The 13,630-nt window shown below is 64.8% G+C and carries 18 protein-coding genes and 1 pseudogene; 10 read left to right on the top strand and 9 right to left on the bottom strand.

The annotated features are described in order from the left end of the window. Positions 1 to 20: 20 nt before the first annotated feature. Entirely contained in the window at positions 21 to 251 is a 231-nt protein-coding gene (locus HMPREF0298_RS12990; protein ID WP_483459005.1) for a Pycsar system effector family protein, read from the bottom strand. 286 nt (positions 252 to 537) lie between these two features. On the opposite strand from HMPREF0298_RS12990, the gene HMPREF0298_RS08520 reads away from it, so the two are divergent. Next, positions 538 to 783, top strand: a complete 246-nt coding sequence (locus HMPREF0298_RS08520) for a type II toxin-antitoxin system Phd/YefM family antitoxin (RefSeq protein WP_040422990.1) — start codon at positions 538 to 540, stop codon at positions 781 to 783. Between the two features lie 9 nt (positions 784 to 792). Next, positions 793 to 1,050: a type II toxin-antitoxin system RelE family toxin gene (locus tag HMPREF0298_RS08515; RefSeq protein WP_006840754.1), complete on the top strand. Its 258-nt coding sequence runs from the start codon at positions 793 to 795 to the stop codon at positions 1,048 to 1,050. A gap of 55 nt (positions 1,051 to 1,105) precedes the next feature. Here the strand turns inward: HMPREF0298_RS08515 and pgsB are convergent, their stop codons facing one another. Next, complete coding sequence (gene pgsB, locus HMPREF0298_RS08510) at positions 1,106 to 2,095, bottom strand: poly-gamma-glutamate synthase PgsB (RefSeq protein ID WP_006840753.1); 990 nt, start codon at positions 2,093 to 2,095, stop codon at positions 1,106 to 1,108. A gap of 253 nt (positions 2,096 to 2,348) precedes the next feature. Between pgsB and HMPREF0298_RS08505 the strand changes: the two genes are divergently transcribed. Beyond that, a complete protein-coding gene (locus HMPREF0298_RS08505) occupies positions 2,349 to 2,831 on the top strand; it encodes a DUF4395 domain-containing protein (protein WP_006840752.1) in 483 nt (160 codons plus the stop codon). Here HMPREF0298_RS08505 and HMPREF0298_RS08500 read toward each other — a convergent pair. The 3 genes and pseudogenes from HMPREF0298_RS08500 to HMPREF0298_RS12965 all read right to left on the bottom strand — a co-directional run. Continuing rightward, entirely contained in the window at positions 2,828 to 3,478 is a 651-nt protein-coding gene (locus HMPREF0298_RS08500; RefSeq protein ID WP_006840751.1) for an anti-sigma factor, read from the bottom strand. The two genes, HMPREF0298_RS08505 and HMPREF0298_RS08500, sit on opposite strands and share 4 nt — an antisense overlap. Further along, on the bottom strand, positions 3,465 to 3,875 hold the full coding sequence (locus HMPREF0298_RS12465; protein WP_425358144.1) for an RNA polymerase sigma factor: 411 nt from the start codon (positions 3,873 to 3,875) through the stop codon (positions 3,465 to 3,467). Before HMPREF0298_RS12465 ends, HMPREF0298_RS08500 begins: the two co-directional genes overlap by 14 nt. Further along, positions 3,763 to 3,993 (bottom strand): annotated as a pseudogene (locus tag HMPREF0298_RS12965) (sigma factor); the annotation flags it as partial. The pseudogene HMPREF0298_RS12965 and the gene HMPREF0298_RS12465, both read right to left, overlap by 113 nt. A 233-nt stretch (positions 3,994 to 4,226) precedes the next feature. Between HMPREF0298_RS12965 and HMPREF0298_RS11640 the strand changes: the two are divergent. Continuing rightward, a complete protein-coding gene (locus tag HMPREF0298_RS11640; protein WP_006840749.1) occupies positions 4,227 to 4,742 on the top strand; it encodes a hypothetical protein in 516 nt (171 codons plus the stop codon). On the opposite strand, the gene HMPREF0298_RS08485 is transcribed toward HMPREF0298_RS11640, so the two are convergent. The 3 genes from HMPREF0298_RS08485 to HMPREF0298_RS08475 all read right to left on the bottom strand — a co-directional run bounded on the left by HMPREF0298_RS08485 (position 4,739) and on the right by HMPREF0298_RS08475 (position 7,987). Further along, positions 4,739 to 6,259, bottom strand: a complete 1,521-nt coding sequence (locus tag HMPREF0298_RS08485; protein ID WP_006840748.1) for a SulP family inorganic anion transporter — start codon at positions 6,257 to 6,259, stop codon at positions 4,739 to 4,741. The genes HMPREF0298_RS11640 and HMPREF0298_RS08485 overlap by 4 nt on opposite strands. Positions 6,260 to 6,416: 157 nt before the next feature. Further along, a complete protein-coding gene (locus tag HMPREF0298_RS08480; protein WP_006840747.1) occupies positions 6,417 to 7,475 on the bottom strand; it encodes a hypothetical protein in 1,059 nt (352 codons plus the stop codon). Between the two features lie 5 nt (positions 7,476 to 7,480). Beyond that, complete coding sequence (locus HMPREF0298_RS08475) at positions 7,481 to 7,987, bottom strand: hotdog fold domain-containing protein (RefSeq protein WP_006840746.1); 507 nt, start codon at positions 7,985 to 7,987, stop codon at positions 7,481 to 7,483. A 139-nt stretch (positions 7,988 to 8,126) separates the two neighbouring features. On the opposite strand from HMPREF0298_RS08475, the gene HMPREF0298_RS12255 reads away from it, so the two are divergent. The 6 genes from HMPREF0298_RS12255 (at position 8,127) to HMPREF0298_RS08450 (ending at position 12,863) form a co-directional block, all read left to right on the top strand. After that, positions 8,127 to 8,294, top strand: a complete 168-nt coding sequence (locus tag HMPREF0298_RS12255) for a hypothetical protein (protein ID WP_157464444.1) — start codon at positions 8,127 to 8,129, stop codon at positions 8,292 to 8,294. Positions 8,295 to 8,333: 39 nt separating this feature from the next. Continuing rightward, on the top strand, positions 8,334 to 9,386 hold the full coding sequence (locus HMPREF0298_RS11635; protein WP_169304975.1) for a lipase family protein: 1,053 nt from the start codon (positions 8,334 to 8,336) through the stop codon (positions 9,384 to 9,386). Between the two features lie 6 nt (positions 9,387 to 9,392). Beyond that, positions 9,393 to 9,893 carry a hypothetical protein gene (locus HMPREF0298_RS08465; protein WP_006840742.1) on the top strand — a complete coding sequence of 167 codons (501 nt, stop codon included), beginning with the start codon at positions 9,393 to 9,395 and terminating at the stop codon, positions 9,891 to 9,893. Between the two features lie 10 nt (positions 9,894 to 9,903). Further along, positions 9,904 to 10,347 carry a hypothetical protein gene (locus tag HMPREF0298_RS08460; protein ID WP_144741848.1) on the top strand — a complete coding sequence of 148 codons (444 nt, stop codon included), beginning with the start codon at positions 9,904 to 9,906 and terminating at the stop codon, positions 10,345 to 10,347. Between the two features lie 19 nt (positions 10,348 to 10,366). Then, entirely contained in the window at positions 10,367 to 11,392 is a 1,026-nt protein-coding gene (locus HMPREF0298_RS08455) for a flavin-containing monooxygenase (RefSeq protein ID WP_040422985.1), read from the top strand. A gap of 88 nt (positions 11,393 to 11,480) precedes the next feature. After that, complete coding sequence (locus tag HMPREF0298_RS08450; RefSeq protein ID WP_186366119.1) at positions 11,481 to 12,863, top strand: purple acid phosphatase family protein; 1,383 nt, start codon at positions 11,481 to 11,483, stop codon at positions 12,861 to 12,863. On the opposite strand, the gene HMPREF0298_RS08445 is transcribed toward HMPREF0298_RS08450, so the two are convergent. After that, complete coding sequence (locus HMPREF0298_RS08445; RefSeq protein ID WP_006840738.1) at positions 12,860 to 13,594, bottom strand: spermidine synthase; 735 nt, start codon at positions 13,592 to 13,594, stop codon at positions 12,860 to 12,862. The genes HMPREF0298_RS08450 and HMPREF0298_RS08445 overlap by 4 nt on opposite strands. Positions 13,595 to 13,630 lie beyond the last annotated feature (36 nt).

The following is a 13,630-nucleotide window of genomic DNA, read 5'->3' as shown; positions in this document are numbered from 1 at the left end:
CCTCCGGCTGTCAACCGGGGCTAGCCTATGTCCACCAACAAGGGGTCAGGTCCGTTGAATGTCGTCGTTGCCATCACCCCGGTGAAGGCAAGCGTCACGCTGGCCTTCGCATCTGAGTGGCGAATCCACTCGTTCACCAAGGCGAGTGTCTTCCATGCGTGATCTGGGTTTGGCTCAGGCGAGCTGACAGGCGTGGTTGCGCTGAGCGGATGGCCCTCGGTAGCCCATCGTCCACCGCGCCAGGACGGCATTCGAAACATAGCTCTAGAGTACTAAGGTTGACATGAATGCTTCAGGACCGTCCGATAGGCGCGTGTCTCAAGTGGGGGCCACCAGCTGGCAGTCACGGGGTAGAGCTTGAAGGCGGTTTGTGCTCCTGCCCCCGCAGCTGCAGAGCGACCGCAGCGGACGCGCCACCTGTCGATCCAGAGGTTGCTCTGGACTGGAACGTGGTGGAGTTCAAGTTCAACGTGTAACGGCTGGTTGTGACCTTGCGCGCCAATTGTGTGCAACTTGTACAAGTTGTACGATGGTGTCATGACTTCCGTGACTTTGTCCCAGTTCCGTCGCCAGCAGAGCGACTACATTGCCGCAGCTCAGCGCGAACCCGTTGAGATCACGTCGCGTGGCGCGGGCCGCCGCGCGGTTGTCGTGTCGCCGGAATTCTACGACCGTGCGGTACGCGCACTGGAGGATCAGGCTGATATCTGCGCCGCTGCTGAAGCGCGCAACGAGAAGGGGCGCGTCTCGCACGAAGAACTCGTGCGCGAGCTCGGTCTTTGAACCTGCTAGATGTCGTACACAATCACTTATGTCCCTTCAGCAGCGAAGGCGATCCGGAAGCTCGACAGGTCGACGGCACGCCGCTTGCTGGATGCAATCGAGTCGCTCGCAAGCGATCCCTGTCCTCCTGGGAGCATCCAGCTGAAGGGAGGTAGCGGTGAGTTCCGAATTCGCGTCGGAGACTACCGAGTCGTGTACGACATCCACCACGAAGAACTGGTGGTACTCGTGCTCAGGGTCGGGCACCGCCGAGAGGTTTACCGCTGAAAAGGGCTCACACTTACAGGACGCATCCAACGACGAGGCAACGGCTAGCGCGGGTTCAAAAGACCACGGCGACGTGGTCGGTGCGGTCGGCGCGGTTGTTCAGTGCGATGACGTTGCGGCACCCCTCGGGCAGGCCCTGCTGGACGTCCTCGAAGACGCGGACGGTCGATTCCCAGTCGTTGGTGGCGAACATGGGCACCCAGAAAAGGTCCGGCTGGTGAGAGTCGGATATGCGGGTGACGCGGGTCGTGCCGGGGTCGGGGGCGGCAGAGAGCATGCCGCGGCAGGCTGTATCGGAGTCGATGCCCAGCAGCTCCGCGACAGCGAGCGCGATGGCAACGTTTTCCTCGAACTGCTGGTAGTCGAATTTGTTGATAAGCGCGCGCGAGGTTTCGGACTCTTCAGCGACGATCAGCGTCGCGCCGCGCGCCTGACACTTTTCGCGCAGGATGTCGACGACTTTGGGGTTGCGCTCTCCCGTGATGACGGTGCCGTCAACCGGCACGGTGGAGCACAGTGACGCCGCGATGTCCTCCACCGTGTCGCCCATGTCCTCCTGGTGGTCGAGGCGGACGTTGGTGATGATGCAGATCGGGGAGCGCAGGATCACGTCCTGGCACAAAGCTTGGTATTTCGGCTTGACGGCCATGCATTCAAACACCGCGGCGTTCGCGCCCTTGGCTAGCCATTGTTTGAGGATGTCGTACTGCTCGTTGATGTTGGGCGGGCCGACGCGCTTGATCGCGTGCTCGGTGCCTTCGTGGTCGTTGACGCAGGCGTAGGTTCCCGTGGGTTTGGCGATGGTGATGAATCCTTGTGAGCGCAATACTCCGCCGATCATGCGGGCCACGGTGGATTTGCCGCGGATCCCGTTGACGTGAATATTGACATCGAGAGTGTCCAGGGTTGCGGTATAGCGGATTCCGCGGCGACGAAAACCCTCCATGGCGAGGGCGGCAGAGACGCCGGTGGCGGCCAAAAAGGTCAGCATGAAGTGAGCTCCGGGGTAGTAGAAAATGACAACTGTTAAAGTGCCTTCGAGCACGTGATCGAGACGCCCCCCGCGCGGATTTACACGGAGAAAGTGCGGTCTATTCGGCGGAAGGTGCGGGGCCTTGGGCAACGTTATGGGTCAAAGCGGGCGCAAACAATGCACGAAATTAGACAGCTTCCAATTTCACCGCATGAACGTTTTTGCCAATCTAGTAAGGTAGACAAAATGGAAAACGAGTTCGATTGACCCCACTAAGTAGACCGAGCGGTTTACAAAATGGAACCAACTGGTCTATTCTTGCGGCATGTTGTTTGGACAGTTCCCAGAACGCGTCAACGAGTACGCCGCCCGCACAACCGCGATGCTCGTCGTGGCCCTCGCCCTGGCCACGATCGCCGCCTCCTTCATTGCGCCGAGCTCCATTACAGTGGCGCTGAGCGCGTTGCTGGCGGCCGGCTTCGCCCTGCGCGTCTACGCGGGTCCGAAGTACTCGCTGTTCGGGCAATTTTCCGTGCGCTACCTCGCCGACGCCGTCTTCGGCACAACGCACGTCGTCTCGGGCGCGCCGAAGCAGTTCGCCCAGTGCATTGGGCTCGCCTTCTCCCTGACGGCGCTGGTTTTCGCTCTCTTCGGGGCCTTCAGCGGCCTGCAGGTCACTCTCGCGCTGCTGGTCATCGCGGCCTCCGCAGAAGCCTTCCTCGGTTTTTGCGCGGGCTGCTGGGCTTATCGACGCCTCCAGCGCGCCGGTGTGATCGGCGCGGACGCCTGCGAAACCTGCGCCATCTAGTCCAACGGAACCAGAACCAGCGGCTCGGAGGGGGCCGCGGCGGCGCCGCCTGCTTCGGCAGTGATCATGAACTCCGAGGCGTCCCGGAAGCCTGCCACCTCGACCTGGGTGTGGTCGGTGACGTCAGTGGGGTCCATGGAGCCCAGTGAGCGGGCGACATCGGAGGTGTTAACCCACATCTGGTAAACGGTGCCCTCTGGGGGAGGCGGCACGTTGTCGAGTTCGAGGCGGGCGACGTCTCCGCCTGGTTCAAGCGAGATTGTTAGCGTCCCATCGGCCACGTCAGCGGCGTACACTTCGGCCTGCTCCTGGGTCGGGTTGAACGCAACCCACGCACCCGCGCCAACCACTATTGCCGCGGCCGCGGCTGCGCCGAAGAACCACGGCGCGCGCGTGCTGCGCGGCTCATGGGAGCGTTGGGCCACTTCGCGGAGAAGCCGCTTGCGCAACCCAGCGGGTGCTGGGATGGCCTCTGGCGCGGACACGGCGGCCAGGGTATTGCGGTGGATCGCGAGCCAGCGGTCGAACTGCGGCGACCTCGTCGCCTCGGGCCAGCGCGAACGCGCCTCATCCTCGCTAAGCGCCGAGGTTGCCACCAGCGCGGCGATTCCCTCGACATCCGCGGGTGCGGAGTTAGAACTGTTCATTGCCCAGACACCTCCTCAGGCCGGCGAGAGCTTTGCGGATCCTGGATTTGACGGCACTTGTCTCAATCCCCAGCGTAGAGGCGGTCTCAGCCTGGGTAAAACCCTCGAAGTACGCCAGTGACAGCGCCTCTTTCTGACGCTCCGAGATGGCCTCCATGCAGTCGCGCACGGTGCGTCGGGCCTCGTTCAACGCGGCGATGTCCTCGCCGCTGGGGTGCGATTGCGCCGGGGTGCGTTGGGCGTCGAGACGCTCGCGCGCGTGCCGCCTCGATGCGGCGCACCGTGTCGACGGCTCGACGATGTGCGACGGACATGACCCAGCCGGCCGCGGAACCGCGGGCCGGGTCGAAAGACGCGGCGCGGTCCCACACACTGAGCCACGCGTCGTGGGCGACATCATCCGCCAGCGCCGGATCCCTGACCACACGCAACGCGATGCCGTACACGCGCGCGGAATACAGGTCGTAGAGCTCGGCGAACGCGGCGCGGTCGCCAGCGGCGCAGCGCGTGAGCATCTCGTCGGCAACGTCACGCGTCACGTGCAGCGGTGCCTCTGTCAATTCAAATTCCTCCTGCTCATCGTTCGAGCAAGCATAAAACTCCCCATCACCGTGCTGGCCCCGCATGGGGGGAAACTGCAACGCTCGGGTATCCGTTCTAGCGTTGGCGCCGAACACACACTGCAAGGCTCCCGTGGCATCACTTCGGCTTCGGGGCGAGACACCACTTGACCACAAGGATTTCATCAATGAACATCACGTCCTTTGCACGACGCGCATCCATCTCCCTCGCCGTTGCTGCCGGCGCGGCAGCACTCGGCATCAGCAGCGCGGCGGCAGCCCCCGCACCCTCCCCGCTGCCGCAACCCACCCTGGGCAACGTCCAGTTCGCCGGTGCACTTCTGGAGCAGATTGCAGCTAACGGCAACGCGGCCGCTACAGCGGCCAACGCGATTGCGTTGGGTGTGTCTGTCGACGGCGGCCACGCGGTCGCCAACGCCACGAACTTCTCCGGCCCCGCGGCCATCGCCGTCGGCCCGGGCTCTCACGCCGAGGCGTGGGGCGTGAACCCGGGCTTGGCGCTGGCGGTTGCCGGCCCGAACAGCACCGTCAAGGTTTCTGGCACCGAGCCGACCCACTGCGCGGGCGAGTGGGGCCTCGCCGGTGATTTCCAGACTCTGACCGGCTGCGTGGTCTACATGACCCCGAACGGCGCGGTCAACGTCCCGCTGGATTCCCGCCCGCTGCTGAGCTCCTCGCGCTAAGACTGCCCGCCCAGCTCGTGGGTGAGCCGGGCGTGGAACGCGTTCGTGAACTCGTTCATGCCCGTGATCTCCACCGTCTTGCCGTAGCGCTCGTACTTCGCTTCAATCGCATCGAGCGCCGCGACGGTGGAGGCGTCCCAGATGTGGGAGCCGGCGCGATCGATGACCACGTGCTCCGGGTCCGAAGAGTAGTCGAACGCGGTGGTCAAGTCGTTGCTCGAGGCGAAGAGCAACTGCCCGTCGACGTAGTAGCGGGCGGTTTCAGCGTCGGATTCACGGCGGACTGAAAAGAGGTGGGACACCCGCCGGACGAACATCACGGATGCTGTGAGAACGCCGACGATCACGCCGATGGCGAGGTTGTGCGTTGCCACGACAACCGCCACGGTGACGATCATCACGGCCGTCTCGCTGCGCGGCATCCGGCGCAGCGTTGCGGGTGAGACCGAGTGCCAGTCGAACGTGCCCACGGACACCATGATCATCACGGCGACGAGAGCCGCCATCGGAATTGTCGCGACCACATCGCTGAGCGCAACGATGAGGATGAGCAGGAAGACACCCGCGAGCAACGTCGAGATCCGCGTGCGCGCCCCGGAGACCTTCACGTTGATCATGGTCTGGCCGATCATGGCGCAACCGCCCATGCCGCCAAACAGGCCGGAGGCGATGTTGGCCACGCCCTGCCCCCACGACTCGCGGGTCTTGTCGGAATGCGTGTCGGTGATGTCGTCGACAAGCTTGGCCGTCATCAGCGATTCCATGAGTCCGACGAGCGCGAGGCCGAGGGCGTAAGGGGCGATGATCCGCAGTGTCTCTAGTGTCAGTGGTAAGGACGGGATGAACAGCTCCGGCAAGCTGCGCGGGAGCTCCCCCTGGTCTCCGACGGCGGGCACGGCAATGGAAAACACCAGCACAATCGCCGTGACGACGGCGATGGACACCAGCGGCGCGGGAATGGCCGTGGTCACGCGCGGCAACAGCACGAGGATGGCCAAGCCAAGGGCGACGAGCGGGTAGACGGCGAGGGGGACGTCGATAAGCTGCGGCAGCTGGGCGCTGAAGATCAAAATCGCCAGCGAGTTGACGAATCCGACCATCACACTGCGCGGAATGAAACGCATCAACTTAGCCACACCCAGCGCGGCAAGCACGATTTGGAAAAGGCCACCGAGCAAAACGGTGGCGACCAAGTAATCCATGCCGTACTCGCGCGCCACCGGCGCGACGACGAGCGCAACCGCCCCGGTCGCCGCCGAAATCATCGCGGGCCGCCCGCCGACAACCGCGATGGTGATGGCCATGATCACCGACGAATACAGGCCAACCTTCGGGTCCACTCCGGCGATGATGGAAAAGGAGATCGCTTCGGGAATCAGCGCGAGCGCGACTACCAGCCCGGCAAGCGCCTCGCGCAGCAGCGTGCGCGGATTGCGCACAGCTTCGCGTATCGACGCCTGCCCGCGGTAGCGGACGCGGTCATCGGTGGTCACCGTAGTAAGCGGGGGATTCGTCATCGGATGTCCTGGATCGGTCTGGCGGCTGCGGACCAGCCAACTCTAACTGCGGCCTCGCTGGTTTCGACAAACGACGGCGCTCCACGCCCGTGCAGCCACCTTGGGCCCGACGGAGATCCGTGTCGGCGAACATCCTCGTCGCGCCCGAGCGCTAGCGTTACTGCACCTCGATGGCGAGCGGTTCCCTGGCTCGGGGCGGGCCGATGGGCAGCGATGGATCGGATTGCCACCACATCGTCTCCGGGTCAACGGTGAGGGTCACCCGCTTGCCCACGAGCGGTCCCCACTGTGCGGAGTCATCTTGGTACTTGCTGTGCTCTCCGAGGGAGAGCTGATCTTTCGTTCGAGTATCCGTGTCCCCGCCAGGTTGCATCGCGGTGATCGGGGTGGGCGCGTCCAGCTGCAGGACGTAGTAGATGTTCGAAGCCGACTCGCCGTTCGGAGCTGGCTCGCCGTTCATGACTTCTGCAGTAGAAAGCGCGAGCACCGTTCCCGCGAACTGGGTACCCGCCGGGGTCGCGGGGGACACCGCGGCAGCGGGCGGCTGCGCCGGCGCGACACCGAGCGAGGCGAGGCCGGAGCGGTCGGTGGAGTCGATCCACTGGATCTCGTACTGATCTTCCCCAAGGCCCCGGGTCGTTATCTCCCTGCCCGTGGGGACGAGTGTTTTGCCCTCCGGGGCGTAGAGCTTCGAGGTGCTCATCGGCTGCACGGATTGGCCGACAGTCTCCCACAGGCCCTGGCCACTGTTTGAGGCGGAGACCCAGGAACGGGACCCGCCCACACCGGCCGCGCCGTGCACGAGGTAGGAGGTGCCCAGCACGGGTGTCTCACCGGCCGGCGCGGTAGCAAGGTACACGCGGCTGAACTCGGGGGCGTTGACCTTGACCGCCATGTCCGGCTCGTTGTCGCCGCTAGCTTCCACGATGGCGTAGGAGTACGTCCCGTCGGGCGCGAAGCGGGAGCTGGGGTCCGCAGAGTACGGCCCGAGAGAATCCAAGATCCCGGATAATGCTGTCCTTCGAGCGCTGAGGTTTCCGTCTCCGATGGGTTCCGGGGCCGGCGCGGCTGCGTTCGACTCACCGTCGGCGAGATCGTCGGGGTGAGGCACATAGGTGGTTATGGTCACCGTCTCTCGCTGCGATGTCGCGCCAGCGCAGCCGGTGAGAACAACGCAGAAAGCGGTGATGGCGGCGGCTGCAGCGGTGCGCCTCATGAGCCCTACGACCTTTCGCTGACCCAGACCTCAATGTCTGCGGTGACGGCTGTCGTGCCCGCGTCATCGACAAGCGTACAAGCGACGGTGACCAACTGCCCGCCACTGTCGCGGGTGATTGTGGAGAAGTCGGGCCACTGTGCCGCAGCCGTGACGGTCAGGCCCCCGGTGGACTTCGCCGGGTAATCCGCGTGCATGCCGCGGGGGATCCAGCGGTGCGTCGGCGGCACGGTGGCCTCCGCCAATAGACCCATCGCGGCCTCGGCACCGTTGAGCGCGGCAATCGCATGGAACGTGCCGATGTGGTTATTCACGCCCCACCACTTCGGAATGCGGACCGTGCAGTGGCTGCCCGGGACGAGCTCCTGGATACGGGGCAGCACCGTCCGGAAGTACGGTGCCTTGAGTGCGTAGAAGGCCGAAAACAACCCGCGTTTGACGGGAGAAGCCGAGACCTTTTCCCACATTTCAGCAATCTGGTTCGGTGCGGCGGCGCGCGCGGTGAAAGTCATGGGGGACATGCTAGCAGCCGGAAACCATCGGCAACGAGGAAAACAGAAGCAGAATTGCCAGGAAGCCCACATTTTTTCGCGATACGTTGGTGATGTCGATATCCGAAAAAAGCGATCCCACCGAGGTGTCACGGGTGTCGTGGATGTCGCCAGGATTCAACGAAAGGAATGGAAAATGTTTTCCGGGAAATGTGCTGTGACGGCCGCCATCGCTTCTGCTGCCGTACTCGGGTATGCGGCGGTGAAAGGGAACCGCGAGAAGGAGCAAGAAGTGAAGCAGGCGCGCAAGGAGGCGTCGGTGCCGTGAAGTGCGGCCGCAGCCGAGCTCGTGATCGACGAAAGTGCTGTGGGAACGGTGCTAGATTCCGCGGTTCTCGAGACAGAGAAGATCATCTCCGCGCCGAACGGATCCAAGACACTGCTCGTCACCTACGGCGCCCGCAACGCGCACGGCAGCCCGATCAAGGTAACCGGACTCGTGACATTCCCCGAGGGGGAGGCGCCGGAAGGAGGCTGGCCCGTGCTGAGCTACGCCCACGGCACCACGGGCATCACCAAGGAGGCGGCGTCCTCGACTGCGATCGGCACCCACCCCGACCACGAGGCGTTTACCCTGGTCGTCGATTCCTACCTGCAGGCGTGGCTGGACAAGGGCTTCGCCGTGATCCAGCCGGATTATGAGGGCCTGGGCACCTCCGGCAAGGGCACCTACATGGACCGCCACTCGCTGGCCTCGTCGGTCAACGAGATGGTTCGTGCCACCCGCGCAGAGTACGGCTTCGCCGACTCCTGGTACAACACCGGGTGGAGCCAGGGAGGGTTTGCAGCCGTCGCCGCTGCCTCGGCGGACGATGTCGCCACGGGCTTGGAAAAGACGCTGGCGATCGCGCCGGGCGACACTTTTGTACCCTCGACCAAGGTTCCCGGGGTTGCGGCGAAGGCGATGGTTGCCACGATCGACGAGAAGAACCTCGCCTACGCGTCCTACGCGATCAAGGGGGCGATGAACTTCAACAAGGGAATCAAAGCCGATGATTTCCTGAGCAAGAAGGGCAAAGAGGTCATGGACTACGCCTCACGCGTCTGCCTGACCACCTTCAAGGAAGAAAACAAGGTCACCGGCAAGGGGATTTTGAACGACGAGCCGAAGCTCACGGCTTTGCTGGAGCACTTCGCGTCCAATTCCATGGCGAACATGCACCCGACCACCTCGATCTACATCTTCAGCAGTGAGGACGACGAGATCATCACCTTTAGCCAGATCAGCGCCGCGGCGAAGAAGCTCCAGGCCAATGAGGGCACCGACGTCACCTTCGAGGTGCGCACCGGTGAAGGCCACCGCGACATGGTGCGTCGCGCTCTGGAGGATCAGACGCCGTTCGTTCCCGAGCTGCAGTAGTCAAACGTGCAGTCCACCTCGCCCGAGAACATCCTGCTGCGCCTTGCCCGCGAGCACGAGCAGCAGGTTGTGCAGATCTACGCGGAGTTAGCTCACCGGGGTTTCCCGCTGCAGCATCAACGCCCGCACGTGACGGTGACGTTTGCGCACATTATGCAGACCAGGGTCGTCGGGGAGGCGGCGGTAGCGCTGCCGCCGCTGTTGCCCGCGCGTCTTGAGCGGGCGGGGACCGTCATTTTCGGGACGAAGAGAAAGCAGACGGTTGCCTGGCTCCTCGAGGCGCCCGATGCGCTTGACGACGCCGCTCGGCGCCTCAGCGCAATGAACCCCGACGGGCGTGGCCCGCGCTGGATCCCGCACCTGACGATGGGTCTGCGCCTGCCGAAAGCGATGGTGCCCGCCTACGTTGAGGCGCTCGCGGAGGTGACGAATCCGCACCTGCGCTCGCTGACCGTCGAGGTAGCGGCGTTTTATCAGCCGCGGCTCGGGGCGGAACTCGTGCTCTAAAATGGGCCGCGTGACTTCCCGCTATCGCTTCGACCTGCCAAACGACGACTGGTTTATCGGCGAAACCCCCGACGGATACGACTTCATCGTCGCCCGCCGCGGGGCGTTCGACACCTTTCGCCCCAACATCGGCGCCACGACGATTCCTGTCGCGGCGGGCACCGCGTTGTCCACCGTGATGGAGCAGTCGGCGCACGCGACGCGCGAGAAATCCCACAACTTTCGCGTCACCGACGGTCCTGATGACGCTGGGCGCCAGACCCTGAGCTTCAGCGTCGCCGCCTCTTTCGGGGAGCTTGAGCTTACCCAGCACCAGGCGTTCTACGCCGTCGCAGGCGACGAGGGTGAGGATCGCGTCTTGTGCGTGGTCATGTCCGCGGCCTCGCGCGACGCGGGGGAGCTCGTCGGCGATTTCAACGCTTTTTTGGGTTCCCTGCGCTTCGACGATGCGTAAAGGCGAAAACTTCGGGGAGGTGGCTACCACAGTCGCCGTCATCGGCGCCGGCCAGGCGGGCCTGTCCGCTACCTTTCACCTGGCCCGCCGCGGCATCGACCACGTCACGGTCGACGCCTCGCCCAGCCCCGGTGGCGCGTGGCTGCAGCGCTGGGACACGCTCACGGTGAGCAGGCTCAACGGCATCTTCGGCTTGCCGCTTTTCGACGCCCCCACCCTCGACCCGAAGGAGAAAGCCTCGACAGCGGTGCCCGCGTACTTCGCTGACTTCGAGCGCAGCATGGGCCTGAACATCGCGCGGCCGGTGCGCGTGCTCACCGTGCGAAAAAGCGGCCAGGAGTTCCTCGTGGACACCACCGCAGGGCGCATCCGCGCGCGCGGCGTGATTAACGCCACCGGTACCTGGGAGAACCCGCTGCGCGCTGATTACCCTGGTCAGGGCGAATTTCAGGGGCGCCAGATCCACACCCGAGACTATGCCGGTCCGGAGGAGTTCGCCTCGAAGCGCGTTGCCGTGGTCGGTGCGGGAATTTCCGCCCTGCAGCACCTCGAGGAAATCTCGCGGGTCGTCGAAACCAGGTGGTATACCCGGCGCCAGCCCCAGTTCACGCGAGGTTTCGACGGCCGCGTCGTGGAGGCGCGCGTGGCCGAAAGCGTCGCCCGCGGCGAGCCGGGGCACTCCGTGGTGTCGTACACCGGCATAGCTAAGGATGCCCCTTACGTCATCGCCGCTCGCGAGCGCGGTGTGCTCACGCGCCGGGAGATGTTTCGCAGTGTCGCGCCGGACGGTGTGATCGAGGCGGATGGGTCAAAAACCGCGTGTGACGCGATTGTCTGGGCAACCGGTTTCCGGCCGTCGCTAAGCCATCTCGCTGGGCTCGGCGTCGTCAACGAGCGAGGGGGAGTGGCGGTCGACGGCACGCAGGTCGCTGCTGAGCCGATGCTGCACCTGATAGGTTTCGGGCCGTCGCAGTCGACGGTCGGGGCGAACCGCGCGGGGCGGGTGGCGGTGGTGAAAATGAAGCGCGCGCTTGGCGAGAAGTAACCAGACAGTAACGTGCAGTACATGAAAAGGTTACTAATGCGTGCTGTTATTGGCAGGTAGATTTCCGCCGACTTGAAGGTTGTTGATGATGCGCAAGACCCTGACCGCTGCTGCTGTCGCGCTGAGCCTGACCGTGACCCCCGTTGCCAACGCCCAGATGAGCTCGAGCCCCTCGGGCTCCTCCATAGCCCCGGGCTCCTCCGCCCCCGACACCGGCGCCGTGTCCGGCCCGATCTTCCGCGCCGTCACCGGCATCGGCGCGGACGAGAAAAGCGTCAACTTCTCCTGGCGCTCCACCTACACCGGTGATGAGGTTGTGCGCATCCACCCGGTGTCCAACCCGGATGCGGTCATCGAGGTGGCAGGGCGCGAAGCCGATTACGGCGCCATCGCGTACCTGTCCCGCTTCGCCGAGGTGTCCGACCTGACCCCGGGGGAGACGTACTCCTACCAGATCGGTTCCGACGCCGGCGGCTTCAGTGCGCCGGAGAGCTTCACCATCGACGACGGCGACGATTCCTGGAAGTTCGTCGCCGTGACCGACGCCCAGATCGGTGTCAATCTCAAGGTCGCCGAGCAGGGCGCGATGTGGCGCACGACTGCGGGCAACGCAGCAGCGGCCAACCCCGATGCATCGCTGTTTGTCAGCCTGGGCGACCAGGTGGAGGGCTGGGGCGACCTGATCGGCCGCTACGGCCAGTACAACGAGTTCTTCTCGGCCCCGCAGCTGCGCAACTACCGCTTCGCGGCGATTGAGGGCAACCACGAGACGTACCCGAGCGGTGCTAGCACCCGGCACTTCAAGGAGCACTGGAACCTGCCGAACGAGCTTGGGGAGACCTCGAACTACTTCTTCGAGCAGAACAACGCCCTGTTCATCGCGCTGAACTCCAACCGCAAGGACGACGCGGGCCTGGCCGAGCAGGCACAGTTCGTGCGCGACACGGTCGCGGCCCACGGCGGCGACAAGGACTGGGTTATCGTGCTCAACCACTTCGCCTTCCACTCCCACGGCGGGCGCTACACGGATCCGGACATCGTGCGCATGCGCGAGACCCTCAGCCCGGTCTTCAGCGAGGTCGGCGTGGATCTTGTCCTCAACGGCCACGACCACATGTACAACCGCTCGCACCTAATGAACGGGCTCACCCCCCGCGTCCCGGAGGCACTGGCGGCACCGGGCGACGTGTTGCAGAAGGAAGACGGCGAGGTGCTCTACCTCACCTTCAGCACCGCCGGCGGCGGCAAGTTCTACGACTTCGAGGGCAACGACGGAAACGAGTACCCCGGGATGACCCTCGAGCAGTCCCGCGCGGCCGGGTTGAACCAGCCGACGATCGCCCTGTGGAACCAAGATTACACCCCCGACTACGCAGCGGTCGAGGTCGAGGGGGACACGCTCCGCGTGCGCAGCATCAACTCGTTTGACGGCACGGTTGTCGACGACGTCACATTGACGCCCGCGAACTAGTCCCGTCGGGCCGCACCACCACGGGCGATCTCACGGGCCCGCCTTTCGCCGGGCAGCTCGGTGTCCGCGCCGGCCACGACGATGTTGCCGTACGCGCGCCCATAGAGCATGTCCGGGGTGGACACCACCCCGACGTGCGCGAACACCTCGGACATCCCGGCGAGCTCCGCGCTCGAGTGCGGCAGCCCCGGCAGGTCTCCGAGGTTGGCGACATAGAGGCCGCCGGGAGCGAGGGCGGCCCGGGCCGCCCGAAAGAACTCCACCGTGGTCAGCGGGCGAGGGGTTGCCGGGCCGGAGAAGACGTCTCGAACGATGACGTCCTGCGAACCCGGGGCTAGCGCGTGGGTATAGGCGCGGGCCTCGGCGACGACAATCGTGGCGCGGGGTTCGAAAGCCCAGCGCACCAGCTTGGCCAGGGCTGCGTCGACCTCCACGGCGGTATGGCTGCCTCCCCAGCGCTGCTGGAAGTGCGAGGCCAGGACGCAGGCGGCACCGCCGAGGTGGGTGCTGGTAAACGGGGCGTCGTAACGCATCAGCCCCGCGATCCACTCCATGTAGTCGTACTCGAGCACCTCGGCTGCGCCGAGCACGACGTAGGAGGAAGGAACGTCATTGACCTCGAGCGTGTAGCCGCCGTCACGCAGCGGATCCTCGCTGATGCGCGCTGTGCCCGTGTCGATGCGGTAGGTGCCCGCGATGCGCTTCTTCGGCGCGCGCGGCTTACGTGCCACAGCTCGATAGGCGCAGGTGCCGCGCAATTGTCGTGG

The sequence above is a fragment of the Corynebacterium lipophiloflavum DSM 44291 genome (genome assembly GCF_000159635.1).
GTDB lineage: Bacteria > Actinomycetota > Actinomycetes > Mycobacteriales > Mycobacteriaceae > Corynebacterium > Corynebacterium lipophiloflavum.
Note: the sequence above shows the minus strand (reverse complement) of the source record. Positions and strands in the feature narration are given on the sequence as shown.

Bases quoted from the DNA above. Each gene is read 5' to 3' on its own strand.
- HMPREF0298_RS12990 (WP_483459005.1), bottom strand. From the start codon at position 251: ATGCCGTCCTGGCGCGGTGGACGATGGGCTACCGAGGGCCATCCGCTC.
- HMPREF0298_RS08520 (WP_040422990.1), top strand. From the start codon at position 538: ATGACTTCCGTGACTTTGTCCCAGTTCCGTCGCCAGCAGAGCGACTAC.
- HMPREF0298_RS08515 (WP_006840754.1), top strand. From the start codon at position 793: ATGTCGTACACAATCACTTATGTCCCTTCAGCAGCGAAGGCGATCCGG.
- HMPREF0298_RS08505 (WP_006840752.1), top strand. From the start codon at position 2,349: ATGTTGTTTGGACAGTTCCCAGAACGCGTCAACGAGTACGCCGCCCGC.
- HMPREF0298_RS08500 (WP_006840751.1), bottom strand. From the start codon at position 3,478: ATGAACAGTTCTAACTCCGCACCCGCGGATGTCGAGGGAATCGCCGCG.
- HMPREF0298_RS12465 (WP_425358144.1), bottom strand. From the start codon at position 3,875: ATGTCGCCCACGACGCGTGGCTCAGTGTGTGGGACCGCGCCGCGTCTT.
- HMPREF0298_RS11640 (WP_006840749.1), top strand. From the start codon at position 4,227: ATGAACATCACGTCCTTTGCACGACGCGCATCCATCTCCCTCGCCGTT.
- HMPREF0298_RS08485 (WP_006840748.1), bottom strand. From the start codon at position 6,259: ATGACGAATCCCCCGCTTACTACGGTGACCACCGATGACCGCGTCCGC.
- HMPREF0298_RS08480 (WP_006840747.1), bottom strand. From the start codon at position 7,475: ATGAGGCGCACCGCTGCAGCCGCCGCCATCACCGCTTTCTGCGTTGTT.
- HMPREF0298_RS08475 (WP_006840746.1), bottom strand. From the start codon at position 7,987: ATGACTTTCACCGCGCGCGCCGCCGCACCGAACCAGATTGCTGAAATG.
- HMPREF0298_RS08450 (WP_186366119.1), top strand. From the start codon at position 11,481: ATGCGCAAGACCCTGACCGCTGCTGCTGTCGCGCTGAGCCTGACCGTG.